At 63.8% G+C, this 25,296-nt stretch carries 28 protein-coding genes; 15 read left to right on the plus strand and 13 right to left on the minus strand.

Going from position 1 to position 25,296, the window contains the following annotated elements; all coding sequences use genetic code 11:
• Positions 1-548, minus strand: a 548-nt coding sequence (locus NKH02_RS31000) for a hypothetical protein (RefSeq protein WP_352883419.1), incomplete at its 3' end; no start/stop codon positions are given.
• A 284-nt stretch (positions 549-832) separates the two neighbouring features.
• Here NKH02_RS31000 and NKH02_RS31005 point away from each other — a divergent pair.
• Positions 833-1,291 (plus strand): tRNA (cytidine(34)-2'-O)-methyltransferase, encoded by a 459-nt coding sequence (locus NKH02_RS31005; RefSeq protein WP_352883421.1) that lies wholly within the window; start codon positions 833-835, stop codon positions 1,289-1,291.
• Positions 1,292-1,410: 119 nt separating this feature from the next.
• Entirely contained in the window at positions 1,411-1,890 is a 480-nt protein-coding gene (gene soxR, locus NKH02_RS31010; RefSeq protein WP_352883422.1) for a redox-sensitive transcriptional activator SoxR, read from the plus strand.
• Between the two features lie 88 nt (positions 1,891-1,978).
• Here soxR and NKH02_RS31015 read toward each other — a convergent pair whose 3' ends face one another.
• Positions 1,979-2,236: a hypothetical protein gene (locus NKH02_RS31015; RefSeq protein ID WP_023760711.1), complete on the minus strand. Its 258-nt coding sequence runs from the start codon at positions 2,234-2,236 to the stop codon at positions 1,979-1,981.
• 169 nt (positions 2,237-2,405) lie between these two features.
• Here NKH02_RS31015 and hemF point away from each other — a divergent pair, with 169 nt between their 5' ends.
• The 5 genes from hemF (at position 2,406) to NKH02_RS31040 (ending at position 6,193) form a co-directional block, all read left to right on the plus strand.
• The gene (gene hemF / locus NKH02_RS31020; protein WP_352883423.1) at positions 2,406-3,320 is read left to right on the plus strand and encodes an oxygen-dependent coproporphyrinogen oxidase; all 915 of its coding nucleotides are present in this window, start codon (positions 2,406-2,408) and stop codon (positions 3,318-3,320) included.
• A 301-nt stretch (positions 3,321-3,621) separates the two neighbouring features.
• A complete protein-coding gene (locus NKH02_RS31025) occupies positions 3,622-3,882 on the plus strand; it encodes a DUF1344 domain-containing protein (protein ID WP_352883424.1) in 261 nt (86 codons plus the stop codon).
• 228 nt (positions 3,883-4,110) lie between these two features.
• A complete protein-coding gene (locus NKH02_RS31030) occupies positions 4,111-4,296 on the plus strand; it encodes a DUF1059 domain-containing protein (RefSeq protein WP_109659722.1) in 186 nt (61 codons plus the stop codon).
• Positions 4,297-4,546: 250 nt separating this feature from the next.
• The gene (locus tag NKH02_RS31035) at positions 4,547-5,125 is read left to right on the plus strand and encodes a hypothetical protein (protein ID WP_352874008.1); all 579 of its coding nucleotides are present in this window, start codon (positions 4,547-4,549) and stop codon (positions 5,123-5,125) included.
• Between the two features lie 87 nt (positions 5,126-5,212).
• Positions 5,213-6,193 carry a S8 family serine peptidase gene (locus tag NKH02_RS31040; protein ID WP_352883425.1) on the plus strand — a complete coding sequence of 327 codons (981 nt, stop codon included), beginning with the start codon at positions 5,213-5,215 and terminating at the stop codon, positions 6,191-6,193.
• Positions 6,194-6,253: 60 nt separating this feature from the next.
• On the opposite strand, the gene NKH02_RS31045 is transcribed toward NKH02_RS31040, so the two are convergent.
• The 3 genes from NKH02_RS31045 to NKH02_RS31055 are packed head-to-tail and all read right to left on the minus strand — an operon-like array spanning position 6,254 to position 8,774.
• On the minus strand, positions 6,254-7,516 hold the full coding sequence (locus tag NKH02_RS31045; RefSeq protein WP_352883427.1) for a CCA tRNA nucleotidyltransferase: 1,263 nt from the start codon (positions 7,514-7,516) through the stop codon (positions 6,254-6,256).
• Complete coding sequence (locus tag NKH02_RS31050; protein WP_352883430.1) at positions 7,513-8,145, minus strand: CoA pyrophosphatase; 633 nt, start codon at positions 8,143-8,145, stop codon at positions 7,513-7,515. The genes NKH02_RS31045 and NKH02_RS31050 overlap by 4 nt, the downstream gene beginning before the upstream one ends.
• Positions 8,145-8,774, minus strand: coding sequence for a DUF1285 domain-containing protein (locus tag NKH02_RS31055; RefSeq protein WP_352866065.1), 630 nt, complete (start codon positions 8,772-8,774; stop codon positions 8,145-8,147). Before NKH02_RS31055 ends, NKH02_RS31050 begins: the two co-directional genes overlap by 1 nt.
• 141 nt (positions 8,775-8,915) lie before the next feature.
• On the opposite strand from NKH02_RS31055, the gene NKH02_RS31060 reads away from it, so the two are divergent.
• The 4 genes from NKH02_RS31060 to NKH02_RS31075 are packed head-to-tail and all read left to right on the plus strand — an operon-like array spanning position 8,916 to position 15,813.
• Positions 8,916-9,920 (plus strand): AAA family ATPase, encoded by a 1,005-nt coding sequence (locus NKH02_RS31060; protein WP_352883432.1) that lies wholly within the window; start codon positions 8,916-8,918, stop codon positions 9,918-9,920.
• Positions 9,920-10,858 carry a DUF58 domain-containing protein gene (locus NKH02_RS31065; RefSeq protein ID WP_352883434.1) on the plus strand — a complete coding sequence of 313 codons (939 nt, stop codon included), beginning with the start codon at positions 9,920-9,922 and terminating at the stop codon, positions 10,856-10,858. Before NKH02_RS31060 ends, NKH02_RS31065 begins: the two co-directional genes overlap by 1 nt.
• Positions 10,855-13,677: a DUF4159 domain-containing protein gene (locus NKH02_RS31070; RefSeq protein ID WP_352883435.1), complete on the plus strand. Its 2,823-nt coding sequence runs from the start codon at positions 10,855-10,857 to the stop codon at positions 13,675-13,677. Before NKH02_RS31065 ends, NKH02_RS31070 begins: the two co-directional genes overlap by 4 nt.
• A gap of 57 nt (positions 13,678-13,734) precedes the next feature.
• Positions 13,735-15,813 (plus strand): hypothetical protein, encoded by a 2,079-nt coding sequence (locus tag NKH02_RS31075; RefSeq protein WP_352883437.1) that lies wholly within the window; start codon positions 13,735-13,737, stop codon positions 15,811-15,813.
• Positions 15,814-16,036: 223 nt separating this feature from the next.
• On the opposite strand, the gene clpS is transcribed toward NKH02_RS31075, so the two are convergent.
• The 4 genes from clpS to NKH02_RS31095 form a co-directional block, all read right to left on the minus strand.
• On the minus strand, positions 16,037-16,342 hold the full coding sequence (clpS, locus tag NKH02_RS31080; protein ID WP_027039419.1) for an ATP-dependent Clp protease adapter ClpS: 306 nt from the start codon (positions 16,340-16,342) through the stop codon (positions 16,037-16,039).
• 135 nt (positions 16,343-16,477) lie between these two features.
• On the minus strand, positions 16,478-16,816 hold the full coding sequence (locus NKH02_RS31085; protein WP_352866054.1) for a hypothetical protein: 339 nt from the start codon (positions 16,814-16,816) through the stop codon (positions 16,478-16,480).
• Positions 16,817-17,035: 219 nt separating this feature from the next.
• Complete coding sequence (locus NKH02_RS31090; RefSeq protein ID WP_013529962.1) at positions 17,036-17,269, minus strand: hypothetical protein; 234 nt, start codon at positions 17,267-17,269, stop codon at positions 17,036-17,038.
• A gap of 39 nt (positions 17,270-17,308) precedes the next feature.
• A complete protein-coding gene (locus NKH02_RS31095) occupies positions 17,309-17,611 on the minus strand; it encodes a hypothetical protein (protein ID WP_136615919.1) in 303 nt (100 codons plus the stop codon).
• A 231-nt stretch (positions 17,612-17,842) separates the two neighbouring features.
• Between NKH02_RS31095 and NKH02_RS31100 the strand changes: the two genes are divergently transcribed.
• Both NKH02_RS31100 and NKH02_RS31105 read left to right on the plus strand, forming a co-directional pair.
• Positions 17,843-18,559: a response regulator gene (locus tag NKH02_RS31100; protein ID WP_352883439.1), complete on the plus strand. Its 717-nt coding sequence runs from the start codon at positions 17,843-17,845 to the stop codon at positions 18,557-18,559.
• A complete protein-coding gene (locus NKH02_RS31105; protein WP_352883442.1) occupies positions 18,556-19,962 on the plus strand; it encodes an ATP-binding protein in 1,407 nt (468 codons plus the stop codon). The genes NKH02_RS31100 and NKH02_RS31105 overlap by 4 nt, the downstream gene beginning before the upstream one ends.
• 119 nt (positions 19,963-20,081) lie before the next feature.
• On the opposite strand, the gene NKH02_RS31110 is transcribed toward NKH02_RS31105, so the two are convergent.
• The 4 genes from NKH02_RS31110 to NKH02_RS31125 all read right to left on the minus strand — a co-directional run bounded on the left by NKH02_RS31110 (position 20,082) and on the right by NKH02_RS31125 (position 23,506).
• Positions 20,082-20,372, minus strand: a complete 291-nt coding sequence (locus NKH02_RS31110) for a hypothetical protein (RefSeq protein ID WP_352883444.1) — start codon at positions 20,370-20,372, stop codon at positions 20,082-20,084.
• Positions 20,373-20,417: 45 nt separating this feature from the next.
• The gene (gene choV, locus NKH02_RS31115) at positions 20,418-21,599 is read right to left on the minus strand and encodes a choline ABC transporter ATP-binding protein (protein ID WP_352883446.1); all 1,182 of its coding nucleotides are present in this window, start codon (positions 21,597-21,599) and stop codon (positions 20,418-20,420) included.
• Positions 21,596-22,450 carry a choline ABC transporter permease subunit gene (choW, locus tag NKH02_RS31120; protein WP_352866042.1) on the minus strand — a complete coding sequence of 285 codons (855 nt, stop codon included), beginning with the start codon at positions 22,448-22,450 and terminating at the stop codon, positions 21,596-21,598. Before choW ends, choV begins: the two co-directional genes overlap by 4 nt.
• 120 nt (positions 22,451-22,570) lie before the next feature.
• A complete protein-coding gene (locus tag NKH02_RS31125; RefSeq protein ID WP_352866039.1) occupies positions 22,571-23,506 on the minus strand; it encodes a choline ABC transporter substrate-binding protein in 936 nt (311 codons plus the stop codon).
• Between the two features lie 400 nt (positions 23,507-23,906).
• Between NKH02_RS31125 and NKH02_RS31130 the strand changes: the two genes are divergently transcribed.
• Positions 23,907-24,518 carry a thymidine kinase gene (locus NKH02_RS31130; RefSeq protein WP_352883448.1) on the plus strand — a complete coding sequence of 204 codons (612 nt, stop codon included), beginning with the start codon at positions 23,907-23,909 and terminating at the stop codon, positions 24,516-24,518.
• Positions 24,519-24,643: 125 nt separating this feature from the next.
• Complete coding sequence (locus tag NKH02_RS31135) at positions 24,644-25,033, plus strand: c-type cytochrome (protein ID WP_352866033.1); 390 nt, start codon at positions 24,644-24,646, stop codon at positions 25,031-25,033.
• Positions 25,034-25,296: the final 263 nt, after the last annotated feature.

A 25,296-nucleotide genomic window follows, 5' to 3' on the forward strand; every position in this document is an offset into this window, starting at 1 on the left:
CCCACACCCCCGCCCCCCCCCCCGCCGGGCCGCCCGGCCCCCGCGCCCCGAAACCACCCCCCCCGCGGCCCCCTGCTCCGCGCAATATAGGGGCTCGCGGGCTTTTCGCCGACAGGTGCGCCGGATGACCCTGACGGCGCACTGTTCACGATCCGGATTTTCGCGCCGGGCCTGATCAGCCGGATGATCCGGCGCACCAGCGACGGCCGGCTCGGATCGGGGACCGCGCGCGAGAAATCGACATCCGGCAGCATGCCGCGATGCGGCCGGCGGCGAACCTCGGCATGAACCGCCGACGAATAGGTGTCGCCGATGAGCAGCGCCCAGGTCGGCAGTCGGTGGATATGCAGGCTCCTTGAGCCGGGTATTCTGTAGGGATCGAACATCGGTCCGTCCTCCGTGTGAAAATAGAGATGAAAAGGCGAAGCAATATCGTCCGCCGGCATTCGGCGGGAGGCACGCATTGCGTCGGTCTGGACACGACGATGATCGTCGGTCTGGACATGCTCAGTTCGGGCGTTCAGCCCTTTTGACTTTTTGAAAAACATCGCAGGATTCCTTCGAAAGCCGAAAAATCGTTTCGGCGGGAATCGGTGCGATCAAGTCTTAGAGAGTCAGGAGAATCGTCGTACCAAAACCGCCGGCAGGCAGGTAAGCCCACGAGAGGGGCGCTGGATGTGCATGGTCATCATGAATTACCCCTCCATCGGTTCGGGTTGACAATGGAACTGACATACCCGACTTCGCAGAAAATGGCCACCCGCGGGTCCAGCAATTTCCAAAACCGCGAGCCCGCTGTGGCCGATTTGCCACTTATTAGAAAGACGCGGAAATGAACTGTTGTCTCCGCATCGCGCTCTACCAGCCGGATATCGCCGGCAACACCGGGACAATCTTGCGCTTCGCCGCTTGCCTCGGCCTCGGCGTCGACATCATTGAACCGGCCGGTTTTCCGCTGTCCGACAAAGCGCTCAAGCGAGCCGGCATGGACTACCTCGAAATGGCTGCTCTGACCCGGCATGTCGACTGGCACGCCTTCGAGGACTGGCGCAAAGCCCGCGCGCGCCGGCTGGTGCTGCTGTCGACCAAAGCCACCACCGCTTACACCAGCTTTACCTTCGCCGATGGCGACATACTGCTGTTCGGCCGCGAATCCGCAGGCGTTCCGGATCCCGTCCATCAGGCGGCGGATGCGCGGCTGACCATCCCCATGCAGGGCGCGGCGCGCAGCATCAATGTCGCGCTTTCCGTCGCCATGGTGGCGGGCGAAGCCATCCGGCAACTCGGATAACGGCACTCCGTCTCCCGTCATCTTGACCCAGGCGCACATCACCTTCTCCTTCGTTTGCAGATCATGGGTTTCTTCGCTACAAGCTCAACTTAACTTGAGGTCAAGCGGAAAAATCGGAAATGGCACCGGTAACGGAATTGACGGTCGGCCAGGTGGCCATGCGCAGCGGTGTGGCGGTGTCGGCGCTGCATTTCTATGAGGCCCGCGGCCTGATCCGCAGCCACCGCACGTCGGGCAACCAGCGCCGCTACAGCCGCGACGTGCTGCGGCGCGTGGCGATCATCAAGGTGGCGCAGGAGGTCGGCATCTCACTGGCCGAGATCGGCACGGCCCTGGCATCGCTGCCCGAGGGCCGCACGCCGACGCGCGATGACTGGAACCTGCTGTCGACAGCTTGGCGCGACGGGCTCGACCACAAGATCGCCCAGTTGAAGAAACTGCGCGACGGACTGACCGACTGCATCGGCTGCGGCTGCATGTCGATCGACAAATGCCCGCTGCGGAACAAGGGCGACCGGCTGGCAAGGGAGGGGACCGGCGCGAGAAGGCTGGTGGCTCTCCCTTCGCCCCGTTTACGGGGAGAAGGTGTCACGAAGTGACGGATGAGGGGCAGCGCCAGCATTGAGAGGTTCGCGCCGCCCCTCACCTGCCTGCCGGCATCCTCTCCCCGTAAACGGCGAGGAAATCCTAGTCAGCCGCCGGCAAGCGCCTGATGGTGAACTCGATCACGTCGCCCGGCCGCTCGAACCAGCTTTCGATCTCGGTCCAGTAGGCCTGCTTGGGAAAGCGATCGAACCATTCCTTGGCTTTGAGCCGCGCATCGGAGCGCGGCAGCACGAAGGTCTCGCGCAGGAAACCGTCGCGCGGCATGCGCGCGCGCTCGGCCCGGCTTTGGTCCAGCCTTTTCTTCAGGCCATCCAGCGGCGGTCTTGCCGGGGTGCGCACGAAACAACTCCTTGCACCTGGCGCATGCCTCCGAAATCGGAATCGAGTTTCGGAAAGGATCATGCGCAAAACCAAAGTGACTTGACCCTTGCCCTTAAGAGATTAGGGATCGCGCCGGCAAAAGACGAGTCATTTGTAGGACTCATCGCCCCGCAACCGGAGACGGCACTTGGAACGACCTGAAATACCGGCTGGCCTGCCCGCCGACATCGAACAGAAGAAGATGAAGGCGCGCCTGTGGTTCGAGGCGTTGCGCGAACGCATCTGCGCCGGGCTTGAACAGATCGAACAGGATCTTGGCGGCCCGCTGGCCTCGTGGTCGCCAGGCCGTTTCGAAAAGACGCCCTGGGAACGCGACGAGGGCCGCGGCGGCGGCGGCACCATGTCGATGATGTACGGCCGCGTCTTCGAGAAGGTCGGCGTTCATACCTCGACCGTTCATGGCGAGTTCTCGCCCGAATTCAGGAAGCAGATGCCGGGCGCCGAGGAAGACCCGCGCTTCTGGGCATCCGGCATTTCGCTGATCGCGCATCCCTGGAATCCCAACGTTCCGGCCGTGCACATGAATACCCGCATGGTGGTCACGTCCAGCCAATGGTTCGGTGGCGGCGCCGATTTGACGCCGGTGCTCGACCGCCGCCGCACCCAGGACGACCCCGACACGGTCGCCTTCCACCGCGCCATGCAATTCGCCTGCGAGAAGAACGCCGACGTTGCCGACTACCCGAAATTCAAAGCCTGGTGCGACGAGTACTTCTATCTTCCGCACCGCAATGAGCCGCGCGGCACCGGCGGCATCTTCTTCGACTGGCTGCATTCGGGTGAGGATAGAGGCGGCTGGAATGCCGACTTCAACTTCGTCCAGGATGTCGGCCGTTCTTTTCTCGTCGTCTATGGCCACCTCGTGCGCGCCAACTTCAACGAGAATTGGACCGACGGTGATCGCGACGAGCAGCTCATCCGCCGCGGTCGTTACGTCGAATTCAACCTGCTTCACGATCGCGGCACCATCTTCGGCCTGAAGACCGGCGGCAATGTCGAAGCGATCCTCTCCAGCCTCCCGCCCGAGGTCCGCTGGCCGTAACAAAATGGTGAGCGCGGCGTGAGCCGTATTGATGTCCCATTCGCTCGAAATGGGGCATCGAATGTGGCACAAGGTGCGGTGAAAAATTTCTTTTTCGTCTAATAGGCTCTTGAAAAGGCTGGTCTATTTGTTGCGCCGGGTCGGGAAGCGCCGGCGGTTCGCCTGAGCGCAATTCCAGGAAAATGTGAGACGGTTTTCCGTTCGGAATTGCCTCGAAACAAGCGAGCCGCGACCCGACGCGACCGGACGGCCCAGACGATGCGGGACACACCCTCGTCCCGCCCTTCAGGAGTACTTCACAATGCGCAAGATCATTGTTTCGGCTGCCGCCGCTGCCCTTCTCGCTTCCGGTTCGGTGACGTTCGCCGCCGTCAAGCACACCACCGGCACGATCAAGACCTTTGACGCAACGGCCATGAGCCTTGTCCTCGATGACGGATCGTCTTTTACGCTTCCCAAGACCTTCAAGGATCCGGGCCTGCAGGTCGGTGAAAAGGTCCGCGTCTCATGGGAGATGAGCGGCAAGAAAAAAATCGCCGAGGCTGTCAAGATCGCAAAGTGATGGCCGGCCAAGGCAGGGCAAGATGATGTCTGGTCCTGTTTCGCGCTAGCGCAAAAGGGCGAAGCAGCGCTGTTTCGCCCTTTTGCCGTTGACGGCGACCGATATCACCCCATCTGTGTTATGCATTCCGCCCGCTCCCGGATCCGCGGATTCAACTCTGGAATCGGACCATGAGCCAAGAAAGTGCCGGAGCCTCGGTCGGGCTCCACGGAGGAAAAGGAGAAACCAATGAAGGAATTTCACTGCGGGTCGCTCGTGCCCGGCTGTGACTGGCACACGCGTGCCGACGAGGAGGCCGAGGTCATGCGCCGCGCCGTCGAGCACATGCGCGAGACGCATGGCGAGACGGTCATCCGCGAGACGATGATCGAGGCGATCCGCTCGCGCATCGAGAAGGCCCGCGACGCGGCCTAGTCTTTGCCGCAGGATTCATCCGCAACACCAGACGAGCCGCGTTGGCGCTTCAAGATTGGTTGAAAAGCGCCATCGCGGACGTCCTGCCGGCCGCCGGCCAAAGAATTATATTTTCCTCAGCTAAAATAAACCCTGCGGTAACCGAACCCGTGCCACTGTCGGGCAAATAATCCGGCTACAGTGGGGCTGCAAGAGAAGCCCGTCGCCACCAGGCACTGGTCCGGAATCGGTGGGGCGAGGTGTTTCGCGCATGCGCGAAAGTTCCGGCAATCGAGTGAGTTTCCGCACGACGGCGCTCCTGCTGTACGGGCTCCTTGCAGCGTCTCCGGCGATTGCCCAGGAACTGACCACATCGCTGGTCGACATCCACCAAGGCTCGCCGCTCAGCGATCGCGCGCGCGGCCTGGGCGGCGGCGGTTATGAACTGCAGGACGGAAGCCGGATATCGTTCAACCAATGGTACCACGCAAACTGGGTCGACATGCATGTCGAACTTTTGACCCAGATCACCGAAGACACCGGGATCCTCTGGGGATTAGGCACCGGAGAAGAAGGTGAGAAATATCGCATCGAGCCCAGCCTAAAGCTGGGTTTCCTCACGCAGATGCATCCGGGTCCGAACAGCACTCTTTCCTTGTCGCTCACCACGACCCTCGGCGGCAAGCTCACCGAAAAGCCATGCGAAGCGGACTACGGCGATTTGGGTACCTACAGCGTCAATTGCCGGCTTGCGGCCGGCGAGATGGCGCCAGAGGAGACCTTGAAATATCTGGTTAACGCTAAACCGGAGAGCCAGCACCTCTGGCTGAATTACCGTGTTACTTTCTGATCGCCGGGAGGATGCAAATGAGAAAATCATCTCGTCCCGAAATTTCGCGATCGCCCGTCCTGGTTCTTTTTTGAACGGAGTAAAAGCATGTCCGGTAGTTGCTTGAAATTCGTTATCGCCGCGGCTCTCACCACCCTGTCGGCGCCGATGGCTTCGGCACAGGAGGCGGTCAATGCGGACGAGATGGCCGCGCTGTGTCACGGCGGCGGCCGGTCCACATGCGTGAGTGCAACGATCCCGGCTGCAGGCACACAAGCGGTGCAGGGGTGGATGAGTCCCGACGTCGGCGCGGCATGGGCCGCGGGGTACAAGGGCAAGGGCGTCACGATTACGATCGTCGACGATTTCTCCAGTACTTCGCGCTTCTCGGGCAATTTCGGTGTCGGGGTTCAAACCCAGCGCCATGGTGAATGGACGCGCGAGGAAGCCGGCATGATCGCGCCCTTGGCGACCATCAGGTCGAAGGACTTTTCAACCAGCTCGGCCGTCAGCCTGACGCGTGGCCTGAACGTGCTCAATCTGAGCTATGGCATGTACGCCAACGCCGGTTACAGTTCGAACCAGATCGGATGGAGTCCCGAGGAAGCCTCCATCATCTCCTATGCCACCAAAGGGTCGGCCGTTGTTTCGAAGGCGGCGGGCAACGATTCGGTTGCCGTGGGCGGTGTCACAGGCGGTCAGCAGGACTATCTCGACATCGCCCTGGTTGGCAAAGCCTCCGCGATCTTCGTCGGCGCCCTTTCGACGAACGGCACAACAACCAACAAGGCCCAGCTTGCCTGGTACTCCAACTATGCCGGCTCCAACCCGCTCGTGCAAAGCCACTTTCTTGTGGTTGGCGTCGATGGGAGCAAGACAGGCCTGTATGGCACCTCCTTCGCGGCACCGATCATTTCAGGATATGCGGCGATACTAGGCAGCAAATTCACCAAGGCCACGCCGACCCAGATCACCAACGATCTGCTCAATACGGCTCGTACCGACACCCTGGTCGACTATAGCGCTTCCATGTACGGCAAGGGCGAAGCGAGCCTCTCACGCGCCCTGGCTCCCGTGGCAATCAGGTAGTTTCGCTCGCTCGACCACATTTGATCGTTACGTCGCGGAGCACAACCGTCGAGCCGTGGGCTAGCTCTCCAGTGCCTTCGCGGCGCGATCAAGCAGTGCGGCGCGATCGGGCGCAAATCCCGCTTCGATCCATTCCGCCTCGAGGTTCTTGAGGATTTCGCCCAGCTTCGGTCCTGGCGTTGCGCCGCGCGCCGTCAGATCGGCGCCTTTCAGCGGGAACACCGGTTTTTCCCATTTGAGCGCGAAGGCCAGCAGGCGCGAGAAGCCGCCGGCTTCAAGCAGCGCGTCATTGTCGTCGACAGCACGCACGCGGGCGGCAGCCAGCGACAGGCGCAAGCGGTCGACAAATCCCTGCCGATGGCCGCGATAGAGCCTTTTCGCCAGTTCGCCCTCGGTCGTCTTCGGCTCGACGGCGGTGGCAAGCGCCCAGTGGCGCAGGCGATCCGCTTCTGCGATCGAAAATCTGAGCCGCTCGGCGAGCGTCTTCATGCGTGCGGCATCCGGCGGCACGATCGCTTCCAGCCGCAGCAGCGGGTCGGGCGCCCAGCCCAGATCCTTCTCGGCCTTGGTCAGCCCATGGATGGCATCGATGCCCCATTTCTCGCTCGCCGGCAGCGCGGCGGTCAAGACGCCAGCCTGCCGCATCCAGAGCAGCGCCCGTGAGGGATCAGGCGCCGACAAAAGCTTCTTCAATTCAGACCAGATGCGCTCGGCCGAAAGCTGTGCAAGACCTTCCTTCAGCCGGGCACAGGCTTTCAACCCATCGGCATCGGGCCGGCCATCGCCATACCAGGCGAAGAAGCGGAAGAAACGAAGGATGCGCAGATAGTCCTCACGGATGCGCGCTTCCGCATCGCCGATGAAGCGCAGCCGGCGTGCCTCGATGTCGGCAATGCCGCCGACCAGATCGACAACCCGGCCATCGGCTTCGGCATAGAGCGCGTTGATGGTGAAATCGCGCCGCTCGGCGTCAAGCTTCCAGTCGCGCCCGAACGACACTTTGGCCCGTCGCCCGTCAGTCTCGATGTCGGCTCGCAACGTGGTGACCTCATAGGGCTTGCCGCCGGCGACAACCGTGATCGTGCCGTGCTCGATGCCGGTCGGCACCGCCTTGAAACCTGCCGCCTCGGCGCGACGAACGGTTTCCCCAGGCAAACACGTGGTCGCGATGTCGATGTCGGCGACCGGCTGGCCCATCAGCGTGTTGCGCACGGCGCCGCCCGCGACACGCGCCTCTTCATCGCCCTCGCTCAGTGCGGCCAACAGGCGCTGCAGATGCTTGTCGCCGAGCCAGTCGGCCCTGCCCGCGATCGAGACACTCACGCATAGAGCCTTTCATAGAGGGTACGGATGATGCCGGCGGTGACGCCCCAGATGCGCCGGTCGCCATAGGGCATGTCGTAGAAGAACCATTCGAGATCGTTCCACATGCGGCTGTCGCGCTTGTGATTAGCCGGGTCCATCAGGAAGCGCAGCGGCACTTCGAAGGCGGCATCGACCTCGTCGGCGTTGAGCGTCAGCTGGAAACCCGGCCGCACGATGCCGAGCACCGGCGCGATGCGGTAGCCGCTGCCGGCGACATAGTCTGGCATGCGGCCGATGACCTCGATGCCATCCTGGCCAAGGCCGATCTCCTCGAAGGTCTCGCGCAGCGCCGCCGCCTCCGGGCTTGGATCGGCCGGATCGATGGTGCCGCCGGGAAAGGCCACCTGCCCCGAATGGTTGCGCAGCTTTTCGGCCCGTTTGGTCAAAAGAACCGTCGCATCGCCCTCATGATCGACCACCGGGATCAGCACCGCGGCGTCGCGCAGCGCCTTGCCCTGGTTGAGGCGTGGGTGACCGGGGTTGAAGCGATGGTCGCCATAGTCGTCGCCGGCATGCGCATCCGGCTGCGCGGCAAAGCGCGCGCGAAAATCCGCTGATGAGAAAGGCGTCGGAGACACCTGGTCCATCACGCGCTCAGCCGCTTCAACTGGTCCGCCGGCATGATTGGGAACACAGCCTTTTTCGAGCGCACCGCGAACATGGTCTTGCCGCCGATCTCGACCTCCTCGCCATGGCCGACCAACTCATACATCACCGGCCGCGCCACCAAGGCCTCCAGCCGGCCGCGCACCAGCACATAGGGCTTCAGCCCGCCGGTCCCGTTCTCGTCGACGAAACGCAGCGGCCGCTCCGGCCCGGCCTCGACGACGTCGCCGACATTGGTTCGGAAGGTGATGACCTGCGCATCGCCGTCGCCAGAAACATCCATTTCGACGGCAATGAACGGCGCATCGGCGACGCGGATGCCGACCCGCTCCACCGGTGTCACCAGATAGGTCCTGCCGTCGGCATCCTTGCGCAGCACCGAGGAGAAAAGCTGCACCAGCGGCATTCGCCCGATCGGCGTGCCCAGATAGAACCAGGTGCCGTCGGCCCTGATCTCCATGTCGAGATCGCCGCAGAAGTCGGGATTCCAGCGCTCGACGGGTGCCGCACCCTTGCCGGCACGAGCCGCGCGCGAGATCAGCGCCTCGAGACCGCGCGCCTCGGTGGCGGTCGTCAGGCTTTCTTCACGATGTTCCAAGGGTCCCGTCATGGTCACGAAATAATCACTGTTGTTCCGCTTGTCAGCCTAAGTCTGTGATTTAAATTCTAATGCGGACACCAGGCGAGGCCGAATCGCGGCAGTCATGGTATGCTGCAAGCAGGTATTTCCAACCACAAGGATCGATGCGGCATGAGCGTGATGGTCAAGGAAAGCCCGATCAGCGAAACGGACATGATCGCCGAGGCCGAGAAGGCGCTGGCCGACATCTCCAGGATCCGCGACGGGGTCGGCCGGGTCATTTTCGGCCAGGAGAGCGTCGTCGAGCGCACGCTGGTGGCGCTGCTGGCCGGCGGCCATGCGCTGCTGGTCGGCGTGCCGGGCCTCGCCAAGACCAAGCTGGTCGAAACTCTGGGCATCGTGCTCGGCCTCAATTCGCGCCGCATCCAGTTCACCCCCGACCTGATGCCGTCCGATATCCTTGGCTCCGAGGTGATGGAGCAGGACGAGACCGGCAAGCGCTCCTTCCGCTTCATTTCCGGCCCGATCTTCGCCCAGTTGCTCATGGCCGACGAGATCAACCGCGCATCGCCGCGCACCCAGTCTGCGCTGCTGCAGGCGATGCAGGAGTACCACGTCACCATTGCCGGCGCCCGCTACGACCTGCCGGCGCCTTTCCACGTGCTGGCGACGCAGAACCCGCTGGAGCAGGAAGGCACCTATCCGCTGCCCGAGGCCCAGCTCGACCGCTTCCTGATGCAGGTCGATATCCTCTATCCCGAAATCGAGGCCGAGCGCCGCATTCTGCTGGAAACGACCGGCGTCGAGGACGCCAAAGCCCAGAACGTACTGCAGCCGGCGCGGCTGAAGGAAATCCAGACACTCATCCGCCGCATGCCGGTGCCCGAAAGCGTCGTCGAGGCGATCCTGACGCTGGTGCGCTCGGCGCGTCCGGACCAAGGCAATGCCGAGACCGACAAGCACGTCGCCTGGGGCCCCGGTCCGCGCGCCAGCCAGGCGCTGATGCTGTGCACAAGGGCGCGCGCGCTCTACGATGGACGGCTGGCGCCCTCGATCGACGATGTCCGCGCGCTGGCCGAGCCGGTGCTGCAGCACCGCATGGCGCTGACCTTCGCCGCCCGCGCCGAAGGCACCAGCGTGCGCGACGTTGTGGCGAAACTGGCCAAAGGTATCTGATGGCGCGTATTGGCGAGGTCCAGGCTCCGGCAGCGACGCGCGACGCGCTCGCCCGTGGCCGGTTGCGGGCCTCTCTTGTGCCCGACCTGCTGGTCGAGGCGCGGCGCATAGTCAACACTGTGATCGCCGGCTGGCATGGCCGCCGCAAGCGCGGCATCGGTGAGAATTTCTGGCAGTTCCGGCCCTATGTCGAAGGCGATTCCTCACGCATCGACTGGCGCCGCTCGGCGCGCGACGATCATACCTATGTGCGCGACCGCGAATGGGAAGCCGCCCATACGGTCTGGCTGTGGGCCGACCCCTCGCCGTCGATGCTCTACAAATCGACCGGCGCCAGCGTTTCCAAGCAATCGCGCGCGCTGGTGCTGGCGCTGGCCATGGCCGAGCTGTTGTCGCGCAGCGGCGAGCGCATCGCCTGGCCCGGCCTTACCGATCCGTTTACCGCCCGCAACGGCGCCGAGCGCATCGCCGCCCAGCTCATGCATGCCGGCGATTTGCCGGCAAAACCCGATCTTTCCGACATCCGCCGCTTCTGCGACATCGTCATTGTCAGCGACTTCCTCGATTCCGTCGAGGAGACGATGGCCTGGCTCGACGTTCTAGCCCGCCACGGCGTGCGCGCCCATCTGATCGAGGTTGCCGACCCGGCCGAGGAAACCTTCCCCTATGCCGGCCGCACCGAATTCACCGACCCCGAGACCGGCGACAAGCTGACCGCCGGCCGCGCCGAAATGCTGGGCGATGAGTATCGCCTGCTCTACACCGCTCGCCGTCACGAATTGGCCGCCTGGTGCAAGCGCCTCGGCTGGAGCTTTACCGTCAACCACACCGATCGGCTGGCGTCCGATGCGCTGGTGCGCCTGCACATGGCGATGACCGCCGATGGCCCCTCTTTCGGGCCGACCGCAGGCGATCGTCCCGGAAAGGCCGTCGCATGAGCTGGCTGCCGCTCTCCTTTGGCGCCCCCATGGTGCTGTGGGGCCTGCTGGCGCTGCCGGTGATCTGGTGGCTGTTGCGGCTGACACCGCCCAAGCCGCAGACCGAGATCTTCCCGCCGCTGAAGATCCTGGCGCGCGTTCTGAAGCGCGAGGAGACGCCGCAGCAAAGCCCGTGGTGGCTGACGCTGCTCAGGCTGCTGATGGCGGCGCTCATAGTCGCCGCATTGGCCGATCCGGTCTTCAACCCGCGCGAAAAGCTGCCGGCCGAGGGTGCTGCCCTGGCCCTGGTCATCGACAATGACTGGGCAAGTGCCGCCGATTGGGGCAAGCGCGTCGCCACCGCCGAGCGGCTGATCGCCGATGCCGGCTCGAACGGCGTGCCTGTCGTCATCGCCTTCACCGCGGAAAAAGCCAATGCGGAGATCGGCCCGTTCGATGCCGCCGCCGCGCTCGACCGGCTGCGCGCCGCCAAGCCGCGGCCGATCCCGACCGACCGGCCCGCCGTCTATGCCCGCGTCGCCGGCGTGCTGGAGAGCTTGCCCGGCGCCAGTGTCGCCGTGCTCGCCGACGGCCTTGCGGCAAAAGGCGACGAGGCCGCCTTCAAAACGCTTTTGTCGAAAAATGCCGCCCGTGTCGTTTGGGCAACCGCCGACAGGCTGTCGCTGACAGGCCTGACCGCCGCTGACAACCAGGTCGACGGCTTTGCGCTGACCGCCATTCGCCCGCCGGGCGATCCTGCCCCGGCGCAGGTCACCGCCGGCGCCTTCGACGATAAGGGTCGCCGCATCGCCGATGCGACGCTGACCTTCTCGCCGGGCGAAACCACCGCCACCGGCACCATGGCGGTGCCGTTCGAGCTGCGCAACGACTTCGCCTCGGTCGCGCTCGACGGCGAGCGCCAGGCCGGCGCGGTGCGCGTCCTCGATGAAAGCTCCAAGCGCCGCCGCGTCGGACTGTTGTCGCAGGCCGAGGCCGACCAGGCGCAGCCGCTTTTGTCGCCGCTCTACTACATCAGGCGCGCGCTGCAGCCCTTCGCCGATCTGGTCGAACCCTCCAGCGCCGACCTCGCCGACGCCATCCCGCAGATCCTCGACCAGAAGCCGGCGATGATCATCATGGCCGACATCGGCACCATTCCCGCACAGGTCCGGCAAAGACTGGTCGACTGGGTCGACAATGGCGGCACGCTGGTGCGTTTCGCCGGTTCGCGGCTAGCCGCCTCCGGCAATGACGACGACCTGCTGCCGGTCCGCCTGCGCACCGGCGAACGTTCGCTTGGCGGCGCGCTGTCATGGACGTCGCCGCAGCCGGTCACCGAATTCCCCAAGGCCGGCCCGTTCGCCGATCTTGCCCCGCCGACCGAGGTCACCGTCAGCAGGCAGGTGCTGGCCGAGCCGACGCCCGACATCGTCGAGCGCACCTGGGCCGCGCTTGCCGACGGCACGCCGCTGGTCACCGGGCTGAAGAAGGGCAAGGGCACGCTGGTGCTGTTCCATGTCACGCCCGAGGCGACCTGGTCGAACCTGCCGATCTCGGGCAGCTTCGTCGAGATGCTGCGCCGCATCGTGCAACTGTCGCGCAACCAGGGCGCGGCGATCGCCAATGCCGAAGCCGCCGCCACCTCGCTGGCGCCCTACCGGATGATTGCGGCCGACGGCTCGCTGGTGCCGCCGACGCCGGACGCGCGGCCGCTGGTTCCGGGCGGCGGCGCGTTGCCAGTGACCTTCGAGAACCCGCCCGGGCTCTATGGTTCCGAGACGGGTGTGTTTGCCCACAATCTGCTTGAAGCCGACAGCAGGTTTGCGCCCCTGGCGCGCCCGCAGGTCACGGTTCCCGTCACGTCGATCCAGTATGCCTTTGATGAATCGCGCAATTTGAAGGGCGCGCTGGTCGCGGCTGCCCTGGTGCTGATGCTGCTCGACACGCTGGCGGTGTTCTGGATAGGCGGCCTGTTTACCCGCCGGCCGCGCCGCGCCGGTGCCGTAACAACGACCGCGGCGATCCTGATTGCGCTCGGTGCCTTGTTCGGCCATGCCGATCTTGCCCGCGCCGATGACGCCAAGCCGGGCGACGAGGTTGCAATAGAGGCGATTTCGAAGACCCGCATCGCCTATGTGCTGACCGGCGTGCCGGGCGACGACTCGATCAGCCGCGCCGGGCTCGAGGGCCTGACCCGCTTCCTGATCGAGAAGACGGCACTGGAACCGGGCGAGCCGGCCGGCGTCGACATCTCGAAGGACGAACTGTCGTTCTACCCGCTGATCTACTGGCCGATCGATCCGGCCGCGCCGATGCCGAGCCAGGCCGCGATCGCCCGCATCGACGCCTATATGCAGCAGGGCGGCACGGTGCTGTTCGATACGCGCGACCAGTTCGCCAACGGCATCGGCGCCGATTCGACCAGCCCGGCGACGGAGCGGCTGCGCGACATCCTCGGCAGCCTCAACGTGCCGCCGCTGGAGCCGGTGCCGTCCGACCACGTGCTGACCAAATCCTTCTTCATTCTGCCCGAATTTCCCGGCCGTTTCGCCGGCGGTCCACTGTGGGTCGAGGCCTCGCTCGACGCCAGCAACGCCGAGAACCGGCCGGTGCGGACCGGCGACGGCGTCTCGCCGATCATGATCACCGCCAACGATTTCGCCGGCGCCTGGGCGGTCGACGAGAATGGCGACCCGCTGCTGCCGACCGTGCCGGCGGACCCGATGCAGCGCATCTACGCGTTGCGCGCCGGCGTCAACATCATGATGTACATGCTGACCGGCAACTACAAATCCGACCAGGTGCATGTGCCGATACTGCTCGAACGGCTGGGGCAGTAAGATGATGTCTTTTATTGCACCTCCGCGGATCGACCCTCCCAAATGGGAGGGTAAGGAATGAACTGGTCGATCTCCTTCGAACCGCTGATCTCCTGGCCCTTGCTGGCCTTGGCGCTGGTGCCGCTGGCGCTGCTGGGGCTCGTTGGCCTGTGGTTTCGCCAGCGCGGCTCGGTCTTCCGCTTCATCGCTTTGATGGCGCTCGCCGCCGCCCTGTTCAACCCTGTGTTCCTCAACGAGGAGCGCGAGCCACTGAAAAGCGTTGTCGCCCTCGTTGTCGACCGCAGCCAGAGCCAGGATATCGGCGACCGCACCAAACAAACCGACGAGGCGCTGGCGGGGCTGCAGCAGCGTCTTGGCCGCTTCAAGCAGTTCGACGTGCGCGTCGTCGAGGCGGGCAAGTCCGAAGCCGCCGAAGAGCGCACCGAAACGCGGCTATTCGGCGCGCTCGAGGGCGCCTTCCGCGACGTGCCTCCCTCGCGCATTGGCGGCGCCATCATGATCACCGATGGCGAGGTGCATGACGCCCCCCCGGGCGCCCCCGATTTCAACGCCCCGCTGCATGCCCTGGTCACCGGCAACGACCACGAAAAGGATCGCCGCATCCGCTTCGAGAACGCGCCGCGCTTCGGCCTTGTCGGCAAGCCGCTCGACATGACTTACCGCGTCATCTCGACCGAGAGGGAGACCGGTCCTGTCGACGTGCGCGTCTCTGTCAATGGCGAGCAGGTCGCGGTCGAGCATGCCACGGTCGGCCAGGCCATGCCGCTGCAAGTGACCATTCCCGGTGCCGGCCGCAACATCGTCGAACTCGCCATCGACCGCGAGCCGGGCGAACTGACCGACACCAACAACCGCGCCATCGCGCTCATCGACGGCATTCGCGAGAACCTGCGTGTGCTGCTCGTCTCCGGTGAGCCGCATGCCGGCGAGCGCACCTGGCGCAATCTGTTGAAATCCGACGCCTCGGTCGATCTCGTCCACTTCACCATTCTGCGGCCGCCGGAAAAGCAGGACGGCACGCCGATCAACGAATTGTCGCTGATTGCCTTCCCGACCCGCGAGTTGTTCGTCGAGAAGATCAAGGATTTCGACCTCATCATCTTCGACCGCTACCAGCACCGCGACGTGCTGCCGATTCTCTATTACGACTACATCTCCGAATATGTCGAAAAGGGCGGCGCGCTGCTGATCGCGGCCGGCCCCGAATATGCCGGCGAAAGCTCGATCGCGCGCACGCCGCTGATGTCGGCCCTGCCGGCGATGCCGACCGGTGAGGTTGTCGACAAGGCCTTCTATCCACGCCTCACCGATCTTGGCCAGCGCCATCCGGTGACACGTGGGCTGGATGGCTCGGCCGCCGAGCCGCCGCGCTGGAGCCGCTGGTTCCGCACCATCGGCGTGCAGAACCCGGAAGGCGAGGTGGTGATGAAGGGCGCCGACAACCGGCCCCTTCTGTTGCTCGACCGCAAGGGTGAAGGCCGCGTAGGCATGCTTCTGTCCGATCAGGGCTGGCTGTGGGCGCGCGGCTTCGAAGGTGGCGGCCCGCATGTCCAGCTCTATCGGCGCATCGCGCACTGGCTGATGAAGGAGCCCGAACTCGAGGAGGAGCGGCTGACCGCCGACGGTCGCGGCATGGTGCTGGAAATCCGTCGCCAGACGATGGCCGACGACCCCGGCCCCGCCCAGATCATCACCCCGTCCGGCAAGACCTTGACCGTCAAGCTCGCGAAATCCGAGCCCGGCGTCTTCCTCGGCAGTGTCGAGACAAGCGAGATCGGCCTCTATCAGGTCGCCAATGGCGACCTGACCGCGCTCGCCCATGTCGGACCGGTCAACGCACCGGAGTTCGCCGATGTCATCTCCACCGAAAACCGGCTGAAGGCGCCGGCGGAAGCCACCGGCGGCAGCGTGCGCCGGCTGGCGTCATCCACGGCCCTTGGCAGCGATGTGACGCTGCCCTCCATTGTGCCGGTGCGCTCGGCCGGCGCCGCGTCCGGCAGCGACTGGATCGGCCTGCGCACCACGGACGACAGCGTGCTCAAGGCCGTCTCGCGCGTGCCGCTTTTCGGCGGCTTCCTCGGCCTCGGCCTGCTGCTTCTGGCGATGGGTTCGATGTGGTACCGCGAGGGACGGTAGCGCCACCTTTTTCCTTCTCCCCGTTCACGGGGAGAAGGTGCCCGAAGGGCGGATGAGGGGCAGCTCCAGCCTGAAGTGATTGGCGATCGCGCAAATGAACTGTTGTCACCCCCGGCGCCGCCCCTCATTGTCCTGCCGGACATTTCTCCCCGTATAGTGACGGGGAGAAAGATGCTGTCGCGGATGGTTTCGCCAATTGTCAGCGTTAAAGACTACCCCCGCCCTACTCTTCCGGCTCCGTCGTGAACATCAGCGGATAGCCCTTGGCCTTGCCGGCGTCGGTGGCCCGCGTCGCCTTGGTCTCGGCGACATCCTTGGTGAAGACGGCGACGACGCAGACACCGCGCCGATGCGCGGTGATCATCACCCGGTGCGCCTGGTCTTCGCTGAGCTTGAACTCGCCCTTCAGCACCGTCACCACGAATTCGCGCGGTGTGAAATCGTCATTGATGAGGATGACCTTGTAGAGCTTCGGCCGTTCGACCTGCGGCTTGACCTGGACACGCGGTTTTGTGGTGATTTCAGGCATTGGAACCGGCAATTTGCGTAAGCGACGTGGCCGCCATTCTGGCACCGGGAAAAGCGGCCGTCCATTTTGATCGACGCGCCAACCGGTATCCGGTGGGCGCGGCCAGCTACTATGTGGGAAACCGTCGGTCGCCGTTCAACGGCCCTGGCGGCTGAACACGCGGCGGCTAGGCCTGTCGGGCCGGAAGCGGTTTCCCCCGGCATCCGCCCGGCGTTCCAGCCAGGCTGTGATCGGCCAGGCGACGACGCAGATCAGCGTCGCGCCGGTCAGCACGATCAGCAACCAGGTCTGCGCCGGCGTGATGTAGTCCCAATTGGTGGAAATCGCCGGCGCAAACAGCGAAGGCTCGGTGCGTCCGCTGGCCGGATCGGGCACCGGGCTGGCGGTGAACAGGATCAGCACCCTGGCGACCCCGGTGGCCACCAGGCCGCCGAGCACCATCGAGCGCAGAATGGACGAAAGCCGCTTCTTCATGCGGATTGTCTTACACCGCCGGCGTTGCAAACGGGTTAAGTGTCAGTCGAGGCGGAAGCTTCCGGTGCCAGACTTCGGCCAGATATCGATCGATCCCATCAGTCCGATTGATCGCCGATATCAGGCTTTCTCAACGGCTTGGACAGGAAGAAGGCCGCTCCAGCCGAAACCGACTGGAGCGGCCTTGGTCAACAGGTTAGCATTTTATGCCGGACCTGATTACGTCTTCGGGGCGTCCTTCTTGACGGCCTTCTCGGCAGCCTTCTTGTGCTTCTTGACGGTCTTCTTGACGACCTTCTTCGGAGCAGCCTTGGCCGGAGCGGCGGTAGCCGGAGCAGTGGTCGTCGAAGCCGCCGGAGCAGCGGTCGTGGTGGCAGCGGCGTTGCCGAGAGCCGGCATTGCGAAAGCGAGAGCGACGGCGAGACCGGTTGCGGAGAGGATGGACTTTTTCATGGCTTCATTTCCTTTTCATGCGGGTCGAGTTTTCGAGTGTCACTGGACCGGGTCGTTCGGTGTCACTCCAAGCAGCTTCAAAGCATTGGCGAGCATCCGGATGCCCTGTGCCTGTTTCTTGGCGGCGCAGTACCGGTTACCCTTTCTCTGAAGTGCCTTTGCCGCGGTGACCTGCGTTGCCGTGGCATGGGTTTCGAGGGCTTCATCGAATTGGTGGCTGAGATTGGCGCACCGTTCGCTCCGGGTGGTGAGCGTCACCTTTGCGTCCGATTGTCCGACAGCGGCAGTGACCAGGCCAAGGCCCAGCAACGCACCCAACAAACTGATCGACAACCTTGGCATCGGTTTATCCGTAAACCCGGAGACTAGCGTCGCAGCCGATGACCTGACCGCCACGAGATCAGTTATGCCCTTGAAATTTTTCAGGAGTTTTTCTGAACTGTAGAATTTTGTTTCTGGATTGTGTCTGAGAGCCGGTGTGAACCCATCATCACCACTGGCCAACATATGGCCTGAATTCTATCGTGTGGGTTGCGACAGAAGGGCTTGGCAATCAACAATGACAGGGCTCAAGTGAAATCCGATGCACACATACTGATCGTCGACGACGACAAGGGCATCCGCGACCTGCTGCAGGAATTCTTCCAGAAGCGGGGCCTGCACACCTCGGTTGCCGCCGATGGCATCGAGATGGAGACCATCCTGCGCCGCGCGCAGGTGGACCTCATCGTTCTCGACGTGATGCTGCCCGGCAAGAGCGGGCTGGAGCTGTGCCGCGACTTGCGCGCCCAGTATTCGACGCCGATCATCATGCTGACCGCCGTCACCGAGACGACCGACCGTGTTGTCGGCCTGGAAATGGGCGCCGACGACTATGTGCCAAAACCGTTCGACCCGCGCGAGCTTTTGGCGCGCATCCGCGCCGTGCTGCGCCGTAATGGCGGCGCCGAGCCCAAGCGCGCAACCACCAGGCAGATCTACCGCTTCGCCGGCTGGACGATGGACTGCTCGCGCCGCCGGCTGATCGCTCCCGACGATATCAGGGTCGAGTTGACCATGGCCGAATTCAACCTGCTGCAGACCTTCGTCAAAAGCGCGCAGCGCGTGCTGACCCGCGACCAGATCATCGAACTGTCCGGCGGCGACAGCGACTACTCCTTCGACCGCAGCGTCGACATCCTCGTCAGCCGGTTGCGGCGCAAGATGGAAGACGACCCGAAAACGCCCAAGCTGATCCTGACCGTGCGCAGCGGCGGCTACCAGTTCCTGCCCGAGACGACCTCCGAATGAGACGTTTCCTGCCGCAGACCTTGCCTGTTTGGGTGCTGCTGATCGTCATTGCCGGCCTGCTGATCAGCCAGGTCGCGACCCTCTACATCGTGTCGCGCGACCGCGCCGTAGCCAATGGCGTCGTCGACCTCTACCGCCTCAACGACCGCGCCTTCTCGCTGGTGCAGCTCATGCATGACGCTACGCCGGAGGAACGAAAGGCGACGGCGACCGGCCTGTTCAATTCCACCTACGCACTCACTATCTCGGACACGCCGGCGGTCACCTCGTCGATCGCAAGCGACGACGAGCTGGCGGAACTCGAAGACATCCTTGTCGGCCGGCTGTCGAAGTTCGGCATCACTGATGCGCGCGTGCGGCGCGACCCGGCGACGCGCGAGGCCGACGACGCCGACGGCACGGCGCCGGGGCCCGATATCGGCCAGGTCGAACGCGACCTTCTGGTGCTGGCCGCCAACTTTGCGCAGAGCGACAAGCTGACGGCGTCGTTGCGTTTCGCCGACGGCCAATGGCTGAACTTCACCGAGCCGATCACGCCTGTCGGCCCGATACTGAGCTTCGACAGCCTGCCACTCTATTCGCTGATCGCCGGACTGGTGGTGATCATGTCGATCTGGTCGCTACGCCGGCTGACGGCGCCCTACCGGATGATGGAAACCGCCGTGAACCGGATCGGCAAGGATCTGAAGAGCCCGCCAATCGCGGAAGGCGGTAGCCGCGAGGTGCGTGCCGCTGCCAAGGCGATCAACGCCATGCAGGCCCGGCTGCGCGAATATGTCGAGGACCGCGAACATCTGGCGGCGGCGCTGGCGCATGATTTGCGCACGCCGATGACGCGGATGCGGCTGCGCCTGGAGCTGTTGCGCAAATCGGCGGTTCGCGAGGCGCTGGCACACGATCTCGCCGATGTCGAGAGCATTGCCAGCTCGGTGATCGACTTCGCCACCTTCGAGGTGACCGAGGAGAAGAACGAGCGTATCGACTTCTGGTCGCTCGTGGAATCCATCGCCGACAGCTATGACGACGTCTCGTTCGACGATGATACCCGTTCACGCGGCCTCGTCTGCATGGCGCGGCCGGTCGCGCTCAAGCGCTGCGTCACCAATCTGCTGCAGAACGCGGTCACCTACGGCAAGAAGGCGCATCTCAGCCTGCGCCTGTCGCAAAACATGATCCTGCTCACCATCCGTGATGAAGGGCCGGGCATACCGCAGGCGCAGATCGACGCCGTGTTCGGCTCTTTCGTGCGCCTCGAACAATCCCGCAACCGCCAGACCGGCGGTCTCGGGCTCGGCCTGACCATTGCCCGCAACATCGCACGCGCCGCCGGCGGTGAGGTCAGCCTGTCCAACAATCCGGGTGGTGGCCTGCTGACGCAACTGCGCCTGCCATTGGCGGCCTGACGCAGCCCCAAAAGTGCCGACCTCGCAAGGCGCGGCTTTGGACCGGCATACCCGGAAACCCGTGAGGTCGGCAGCGTGATATCAGGGTCGCCGCGAGGACAAGGGATGTGTTCCCATTTTCAATGGATGACGGCGATCTTCCATGCAAGCAGGGCAACTATTGCTGCTGCGCTGGAGAGGGTCGCCAAACCATTCCGCCCGAACGCATGCAGGGCAAGAACCGCCAACGCGGCACTGATCGCCGCGAGCGTCCCTTCGATATAAAAGAGCTGATTTGCAGTCAGTTGCGTGCCGGTCGCACCGCCGATCCTGAAAAACTCCAGGATCGATCGCATCGCAATCACAAGCAGCAGCCCGAGCGCCGTTTGCGCGGTCCGCGGTTTAGACAGCCAACCCCAAATCCGTTCCAAAGCGCCTTTCCCTGATAGCCGACGGTCCTGGAGTTCTCGCCGCTCCTACCGCCGCAGGACCGCACTCAGCACGTCGCGGATGCCGATCGCGCCGACGAAGCGCGACTGGTCGTCGAACAGCGCCACGGGTGCTGTCTGCGAGCGGTGCATGGCCAGCATCACTGTTTTCAGCGAGGTGCCGGGGTTGGCCCAGAACACTTGCGCCGCTTCCTCCGGCTGCCCTTCGAGATCGGCGCACGACACCCAGACCGCTGGCTTGCCGTCGCGTTCGGCCGCCGCCACCAGCCCGTGCTCATCGATCTTGAAGCGCGTCGTTTTGCGCCGGTCGAGCCACACCCAGCCATTGTCGCCATGTTCCAGGTCGCGGCGGTCGCGCATGACGTTCCAGGCGGTCAGCACCGACAGCGGATTCACATTGGCGATGAAGTCGCGGACATAGTCGTTGGCGGGCCGCAGCACGATGTCCTCCGGCGCCCCGGTCTGCACGATGCGACCGCCTTCCATGATAGTGATGTGGCTGCCGATCTTCAGCGCCTCCTCGAGGTCGTGGCTGACGAAGATGATGGTCTTCTTCAGCTCGGCCTGCAATTGCAGCAGCTCGTCCTGCAGCTTGGTGCGGATCAGCGGGTCGAGCGCCGAGAAAGGCTCATCCATCAGAAGGATCGGCGCCTCGGTGGCGAAGGCACGGGCCAGGCCGACGCGCTGCTGCATGCCGCCCGAAAGCTCATGCGCGTATTTCTTCGACCACTGGTCGAGATTGACCAGCTTGAGCTGGCGTTGCACGCGTTCCTTACGCTCTAGCTCCGGCACGCCGGCGAGTTCGAGGCCGAGGCCGACATTTTCCTCCACCGTGCGCCACGGCAGCAGGCCGAACTGCTGGAACACCATCGCCACCTGTTTCTGGCGCAGGCGCCGCAAGGTCGCCTCATCGCAAGTGACGACATCGACGGTCTTGTCGCCATCCTTGACCAGGACCTGGCCGCGCGACACCACGTTGAGCCGATTGACTGCCCGCAGCAATGTCGACTTGCCCGAACCGGAGAGGCCCATCAGCACCGAGATCTCGCCCTCGTTCACGGTCAGGCTGGCGCCGGCGCAGCCGAGCACATTACCGGTCTTTTCGAGGATATCGGCGCGGCTGGCGCCGGCGTCGATCATCGCCAACGATCCGGCCTGGTCGGCGCCGAAGACGATATCGACGTTCCTGAAATCGACGGCGACGGTCATTTCTTGCCTCCAACGCCGATGCGCGTCATGCGGTCGAGCACGATGGCCAGCACGACGATAGCCAGGCCGGCTTCAAGGCCGAGGTCGATCTTGCGCGAACCAAGCGCCCGGTTGATCTCGGTGCCGAGGCCGCCGGCACCGATGAGAGCCGCGAACACCACCATCGACAGCGACAGCATGATCGACTGGGTGAGACCGGCCATGATGGTCGGCAGTGCCGAGGGCAGCTCCACCTTCCAGAGCAGCTGGCTCTTGGTGGCGCCGAACGCCTCGCCTGCCTCGACGATCGACTTCGGCACCGAGACGACGCCCAGATGCGTGAGACGAACCGATGTCGGGATGACGAAGATGATGGTGACGATGAGGCCGGGCGCGTTGCCAAGGCCGAACAGCGTCAGCACCGGGATCAGATAGACGAAGGTCGGCAACGTCTGCATCAGGTCGAGCACCGGCAGCATGATGCGGTAGACCTTCGGCTTGTGAGCCGCCCAAATACCGAGTGGCACACCGATGGCCATCGAGGCGGCGGCAGCGGCAACCACCAGCACCAGCGTCTCCACGGTCTGCTTCCAGAGATTCTGGTTGAGGATGAACAGCAATCCGAGAAAGACGGCCACTGCCAGGCCTCTCGATCGCTGCAAATAGTAGGCAAGCAGCGCAATCAGGGCGATGAGAAGGACGGGCGGTATCAGCAACAGCGTGTCGACCACGCCGTCGAGCAGGAAATTCAGGCCGCCTGAGAGGCCGCGGAAGAAGGTGTTGAAATTGTCGGTGAGGAAGGTGAAGAACGCTTTGCCCCATTCGCCGATGGGAATTTTATAACTGACAAAGAATTTTGAAATCGGATCCATCTAGCCCCTCTTTGGCAGCCGCCGTCCTTGCCGGACAGTCATCTTGTCACAGGATATAAAAAAGGGCAGCCTTTTCTAGATGGCTGCCCTCACTCGCGTCATGTCGGATTCAAAGTCGGCTCAGCTCCCGAGCGCGGTCTTCACCGCCGCAGCCGCGTCGCCGCCATCGAAGGTGGTCACGCCGGCAATCCACGGAGCGACCGCGTCCGGATGCTTCTTCAGCCAGTCGGTCGCGGCCGTGTTGGCGTCGCTGCCCTTGAGGATCGCGTCCATCATCTCGCCTTCCATATCGAGATTGAACTTCAGGTTGGCGATGAACTTGCCGGCATTCGGGCACTCGGTGGTATATCCCTTGCGCACATTGGTATGCACGGTGGCGGCGCCGAAGCCGCTGTCGCCCATGCCGTCGAGATAGGTGATCTTCATGGCGCCCATCACCGGATGCGGCGTCCAGCCGAGGAACGCGATCCACTCATTGTTCTTCATCGACTGTTCGGCCTGCGTCAGCATGCCGGCTTCCGAGGATTCGACCAGTTCGAAGCCTTCGAGATTGTCCTTCGGGTTCTTGATCATGTCGAGGATGATGCGGTTGCCGTCGTTGCCGGCCTCGATGCCGTAGATCTTGCCGTCGAACTTGTCCTTGAACTTGCCGAGGTCGGTCAGCGTCTTGACGCCGGCGTCCGCCACATAGGTCGGCACGACGATGCCGTAGCCGGCGCCGCTGAGGTTTTCGCTGATGGTCTCGACCGAGCCGTCGGCGGTGTAGTCCTTGATGTCGTTGGTCATCGACGGCATCCAGTTGCCGAGGAAGACGTCGAGGTCCTTGTTTTTCAGAGACGCATAGGTCACCGGCACCGATAGCTGGATCACCTGCGGCTCGTAGCCGAGTGCGGTCAGCAGCACGGAAGCGATGCCGGTCGTCGCCTGGATGTCGGTCCAGCCGACATCGGAAAGACGCACCGCCTTGCAGCTCGCCGGATCACCGGCGAATGCAGCGCTCGTGGACAAAAAAGCCGCCAGGCCGAGGCCGGCGACGAAAGAGTTCATACGCGACATAGGTATTCTCCCATTGTGATTCTTTGGCGAAGCGCAGCTGCGGTTTCTCTGCCCGCCTTGTTTCGTCAGCCAAACACCATTCTGGTGCGGTTTCAAGCGTTAAGGCAATCACGATCAACGGCGCGGACTGGCCAATCAGCGACACGGCTGACGCTTTTGTCTTGCCGGACAGTTTTTTCAGGAGCGAGGCGGCTTTTTCGTAGAAAGGCTGCCGTGGCCCCTCCCCGCACGACACCAAGTCGGCTTAAGGTCTATTTAGATTCAGGTGATGCCGGCCTGCAAATGCCGGTTCCTGCGCTTCCGGTGCTCACGTACCCGAAAGTACGCTCCGCTCCGGTTCTCGGAGCCCACCATTTTCGGCGCGGCCTGACCTGAATCTAAATAGACCGTAAAGGACGGCATGGCCAAGCTCTACTTCCACTATGCAACGATGAACGCCGGCAAGACCACGATGCTGTTGCAGGCGTCGTACAATTATCGCGAGCGCGGCATGCGCACGATGCTGTTCGTCGCCGGCCATTACCGCAAGGGCGATACCGGCCTGATCTCGTCGCGCATCGGCCTGGAGACGGAAGCCGACATGTTCCGCGATGGCGACGACCTGTTCGCCCGCGTCGCCGATCATCACGCGCATACATCGGTGCATTGCGTCTTTGTCGACGAGGCGCAGTTTCTCGAAGAGGAGCAGGTCTGGCAGCTCGCCCGCATTGCCGACCGGCTGAACATCCCGGTCATGTGTTACGGCTTGCGCACCGATTTCCAGGGCAATCTGTTCTCCGGTTCTCGTGCGCTGCTGGCCATCGCCGACGATTTGCGCGAAGTGCGCACCATCTGCCGCTGTGGCCGCAAGGCGACGATGGTGGTGCGCCTTGGACCTGACGGCAAGGTGGCGCGCCAGGGCGAGCAGGTGGCGATCGGCAAGGACGTTTATGTCTCGCTCTGCCGTCGCCACTGGGAGGAAGAGATGGGCCGCGCCGTGCCCGACGACTTCATCGGCTTTATCAAGGGCTGACGGCCCCGGCGACCTTGCCGGGTTCGGTGCAGCCCGATCGGCACCTTCCGCGATCGCGCCGCGATGCAGCGTTTGTTAAGGCCTCGGCACTATAAGGCCCCAGCCAGAGCTCTCCGGGGTCAGCCATGTTTCGAGCCGCTTCGTCCGCCAGCATTCTTCTCCTTGCCACCTCACTTGCCGCCCATGCCGGCGGTGACCCGGCCCTTGGCAAGAAGGTCTTCAACCGGTGCATCGCCTGCCACGAAGCAGCCACCGACCGCGACAAGGTCGGCCCGCATCTGTCGGGCGTCGTCGGTCGCACCGCCGGTAGCGCCGAGAGTTTTCTTGGTCACTACTCCGAGGCGATGAAGAGTGCCGGTGCCGCCGGCCTGGTCTGGGATGAAGCCAATCTCGCCGAGTATCTCAAGGCTCCCAAGCTGAAAGTGCCCGGCAACAAGATGGCGTTTGCCGGCCTGACCAAGGACGACGACATCGCCAATGTCATCGCCTATCTGAAGGCCGATCCCAAGCCCTGATCCGCCGCGCACGCCGCTGTAAAGCCGGCTTCCGCCTCGCATGTCGCGGCCGCTATTGCTGCATTGGCTTGCCAAATACAAAGGCATCCGTTCGCCGTCCTTTTGCGGCTTAGAAGTTCAATGGCAGTTGAACCAAGCCTGGCCGGCAGGCTAATCACGCCATGACCTCGCCTCCATTCAGGGGAATCGGGTGAGTTAATTATCGTGAGATGACGCTTACGAGGAATTCGTCGTCCCAGGCCGCCACTTTTCGTTTCAATCGC

It is taken from the genome of Mesorhizobium sp. M1396, assembly GCF_040317725.1.
Classification (GTDB): Bacteria; Pseudomonadota; Alphaproteobacteria; order Rhizobiales; family Rhizobiaceae; genus Mesorhizobium.

Coding starts and splice junctions, on each gene's coding strand:
- choW (WP_352866042.1), bottom strand. CDS start 22,450: ATGGATCCGATTTCAAAATTCTTTGTCAGTTATAAAATTCCCATCGGC.
- NKH02_RS31060 (WP_352883432.1), top strand. CDS start 8,916: ATGAGCGTGATGGTCAAGGAAAGCCCGATCAGCGAAACGGACATGATC.
- NKH02_RS31035 (WP_352874008.1), top strand. CDS start 4,547: ATGCGCGAAAGTTCCGGCAATCGAGTGAGTTTCCGCACGACGGCGCTC.
- NKH02_RS31025 (WP_352883424.1), top strand. CDS start 3,622: ATGCGCAAGATCATTGTTTCGGCTGCCGCCGCTGCCCTTCTCGCTTCC.
- NKH02_RS31090 (WP_013529962.1), bottom strand. CDS start 17,269: ATGAAAAAGTCCATCCTCTCCGCAACCGGTCTCGCCGTCGCTCTCGCT.
- NKH02_RS31050 (WP_352883430.1), bottom strand. CDS start 8,145: ATGGACCAGGTGTCTCCGACGCCTTTCTCATCAGCGGATTTTCGCGCG.
- choV (WP_352883446.1), bottom strand. CDS start 21,599: ATGACCGTCGCCGTCGATTTCAGGAACGTCGATATCGTCTTCGGCGCC.
- NKH02_RS31135 (WP_352866033.1), top strand. CDS start 24,644: ATGTTTCGAGCCGCTTCGTCCGCCAGCATTCTTCTCCTTGCCACCTCA.
- NKH02_RS31055 (WP_352866065.1), bottom strand. CDS start 8,774: ATGACGGGACCCTTGGAACATCGTGAAGAAAGCCTGACGACCGCCACC.
- NKH02_RS31085 (WP_352866054.1), bottom strand. CDS start 16,816: ATGAAGAAGCGGCTTTCGTCCATTCTGCGCTCGATGGTGCTCGGCGGC.
- NKH02_RS31030 (WP_109659722.1), top strand. CDS start 4,111: ATGAAGGAATTTCACTGCGGGTCGCTCGTGCCCGGCTGTGACTGGCAC.
- NKH02_RS31105 (WP_352883442.1), top strand. CDS start 18,556: ATGAGACGTTTCCTGCCGCAGACCTTGCCTGTTTGGGTGCTGCTGATC.
- clpS (WP_027039419.1), bottom strand. CDS start 16,342: ATGCCTGAAATCACCACAAAACCGCGTGTCCAGGTCAAGCCGCAGGTC.
- NKH02_RS31065 (WP_352883434.1), top strand. CDS start 9,920: ATGGCGCGTATTGGCGAGGTCCAGGCTCCGGCAGCGACGCGCGACGCG.
- NKH02_RS31005 (WP_352883421.1), top strand. CDS start 833: ATGAACTGTTGTCTCCGCATCGCGCTCTACCAGCCGGATATCGCCGGC.
- NKH02_RS31075 (WP_352883437.1), top strand. CDS start 13,735: ATGAACTGGTCGATCTCCTTCGAACCGCTGATCTCCTGGCCCTTGCTG.
- NKH02_RS31070 (WP_352883435.1), top strand. CDS start 10,855: ATGAGCTGGCTGCCGCTCTCCTTTGGCGCCCCCATGGTGCTGTGGGGC.
- soxR (WP_352883422.1), top strand. CDS start 1,411: ATGGCACCGGTAACGGAATTGACGGTCGGCCAGGTGGCCATGCGCAGC.
- NKH02_RS31040 (WP_352883425.1), top strand. CDS start 5,213: ATGTCCGGTAGTTGCTTGAAATTCGTTATCGCCGCGGCTCTCACCACC.
- NKH02_RS31130 (WP_352883448.1), top strand. CDS start 23,907: ATGGCCAAGCTCTACTTCCACTATGCAACGATGAACGCCGGCAAGACC.
- NKH02_RS31125 (WP_352866039.1), bottom strand. CDS start 23,506: ATGTCGCGTATGAACTCTTTCGTCGCCGGCCTCGGCCTGGCGGCTTTT.
- NKH02_RS31095 (WP_136615919.1), bottom strand. CDS start 17,611: ATGCCAAGGTTGTCGATCAGTTTGTTGGGTGCGTTGCTGGGCCTTGGC.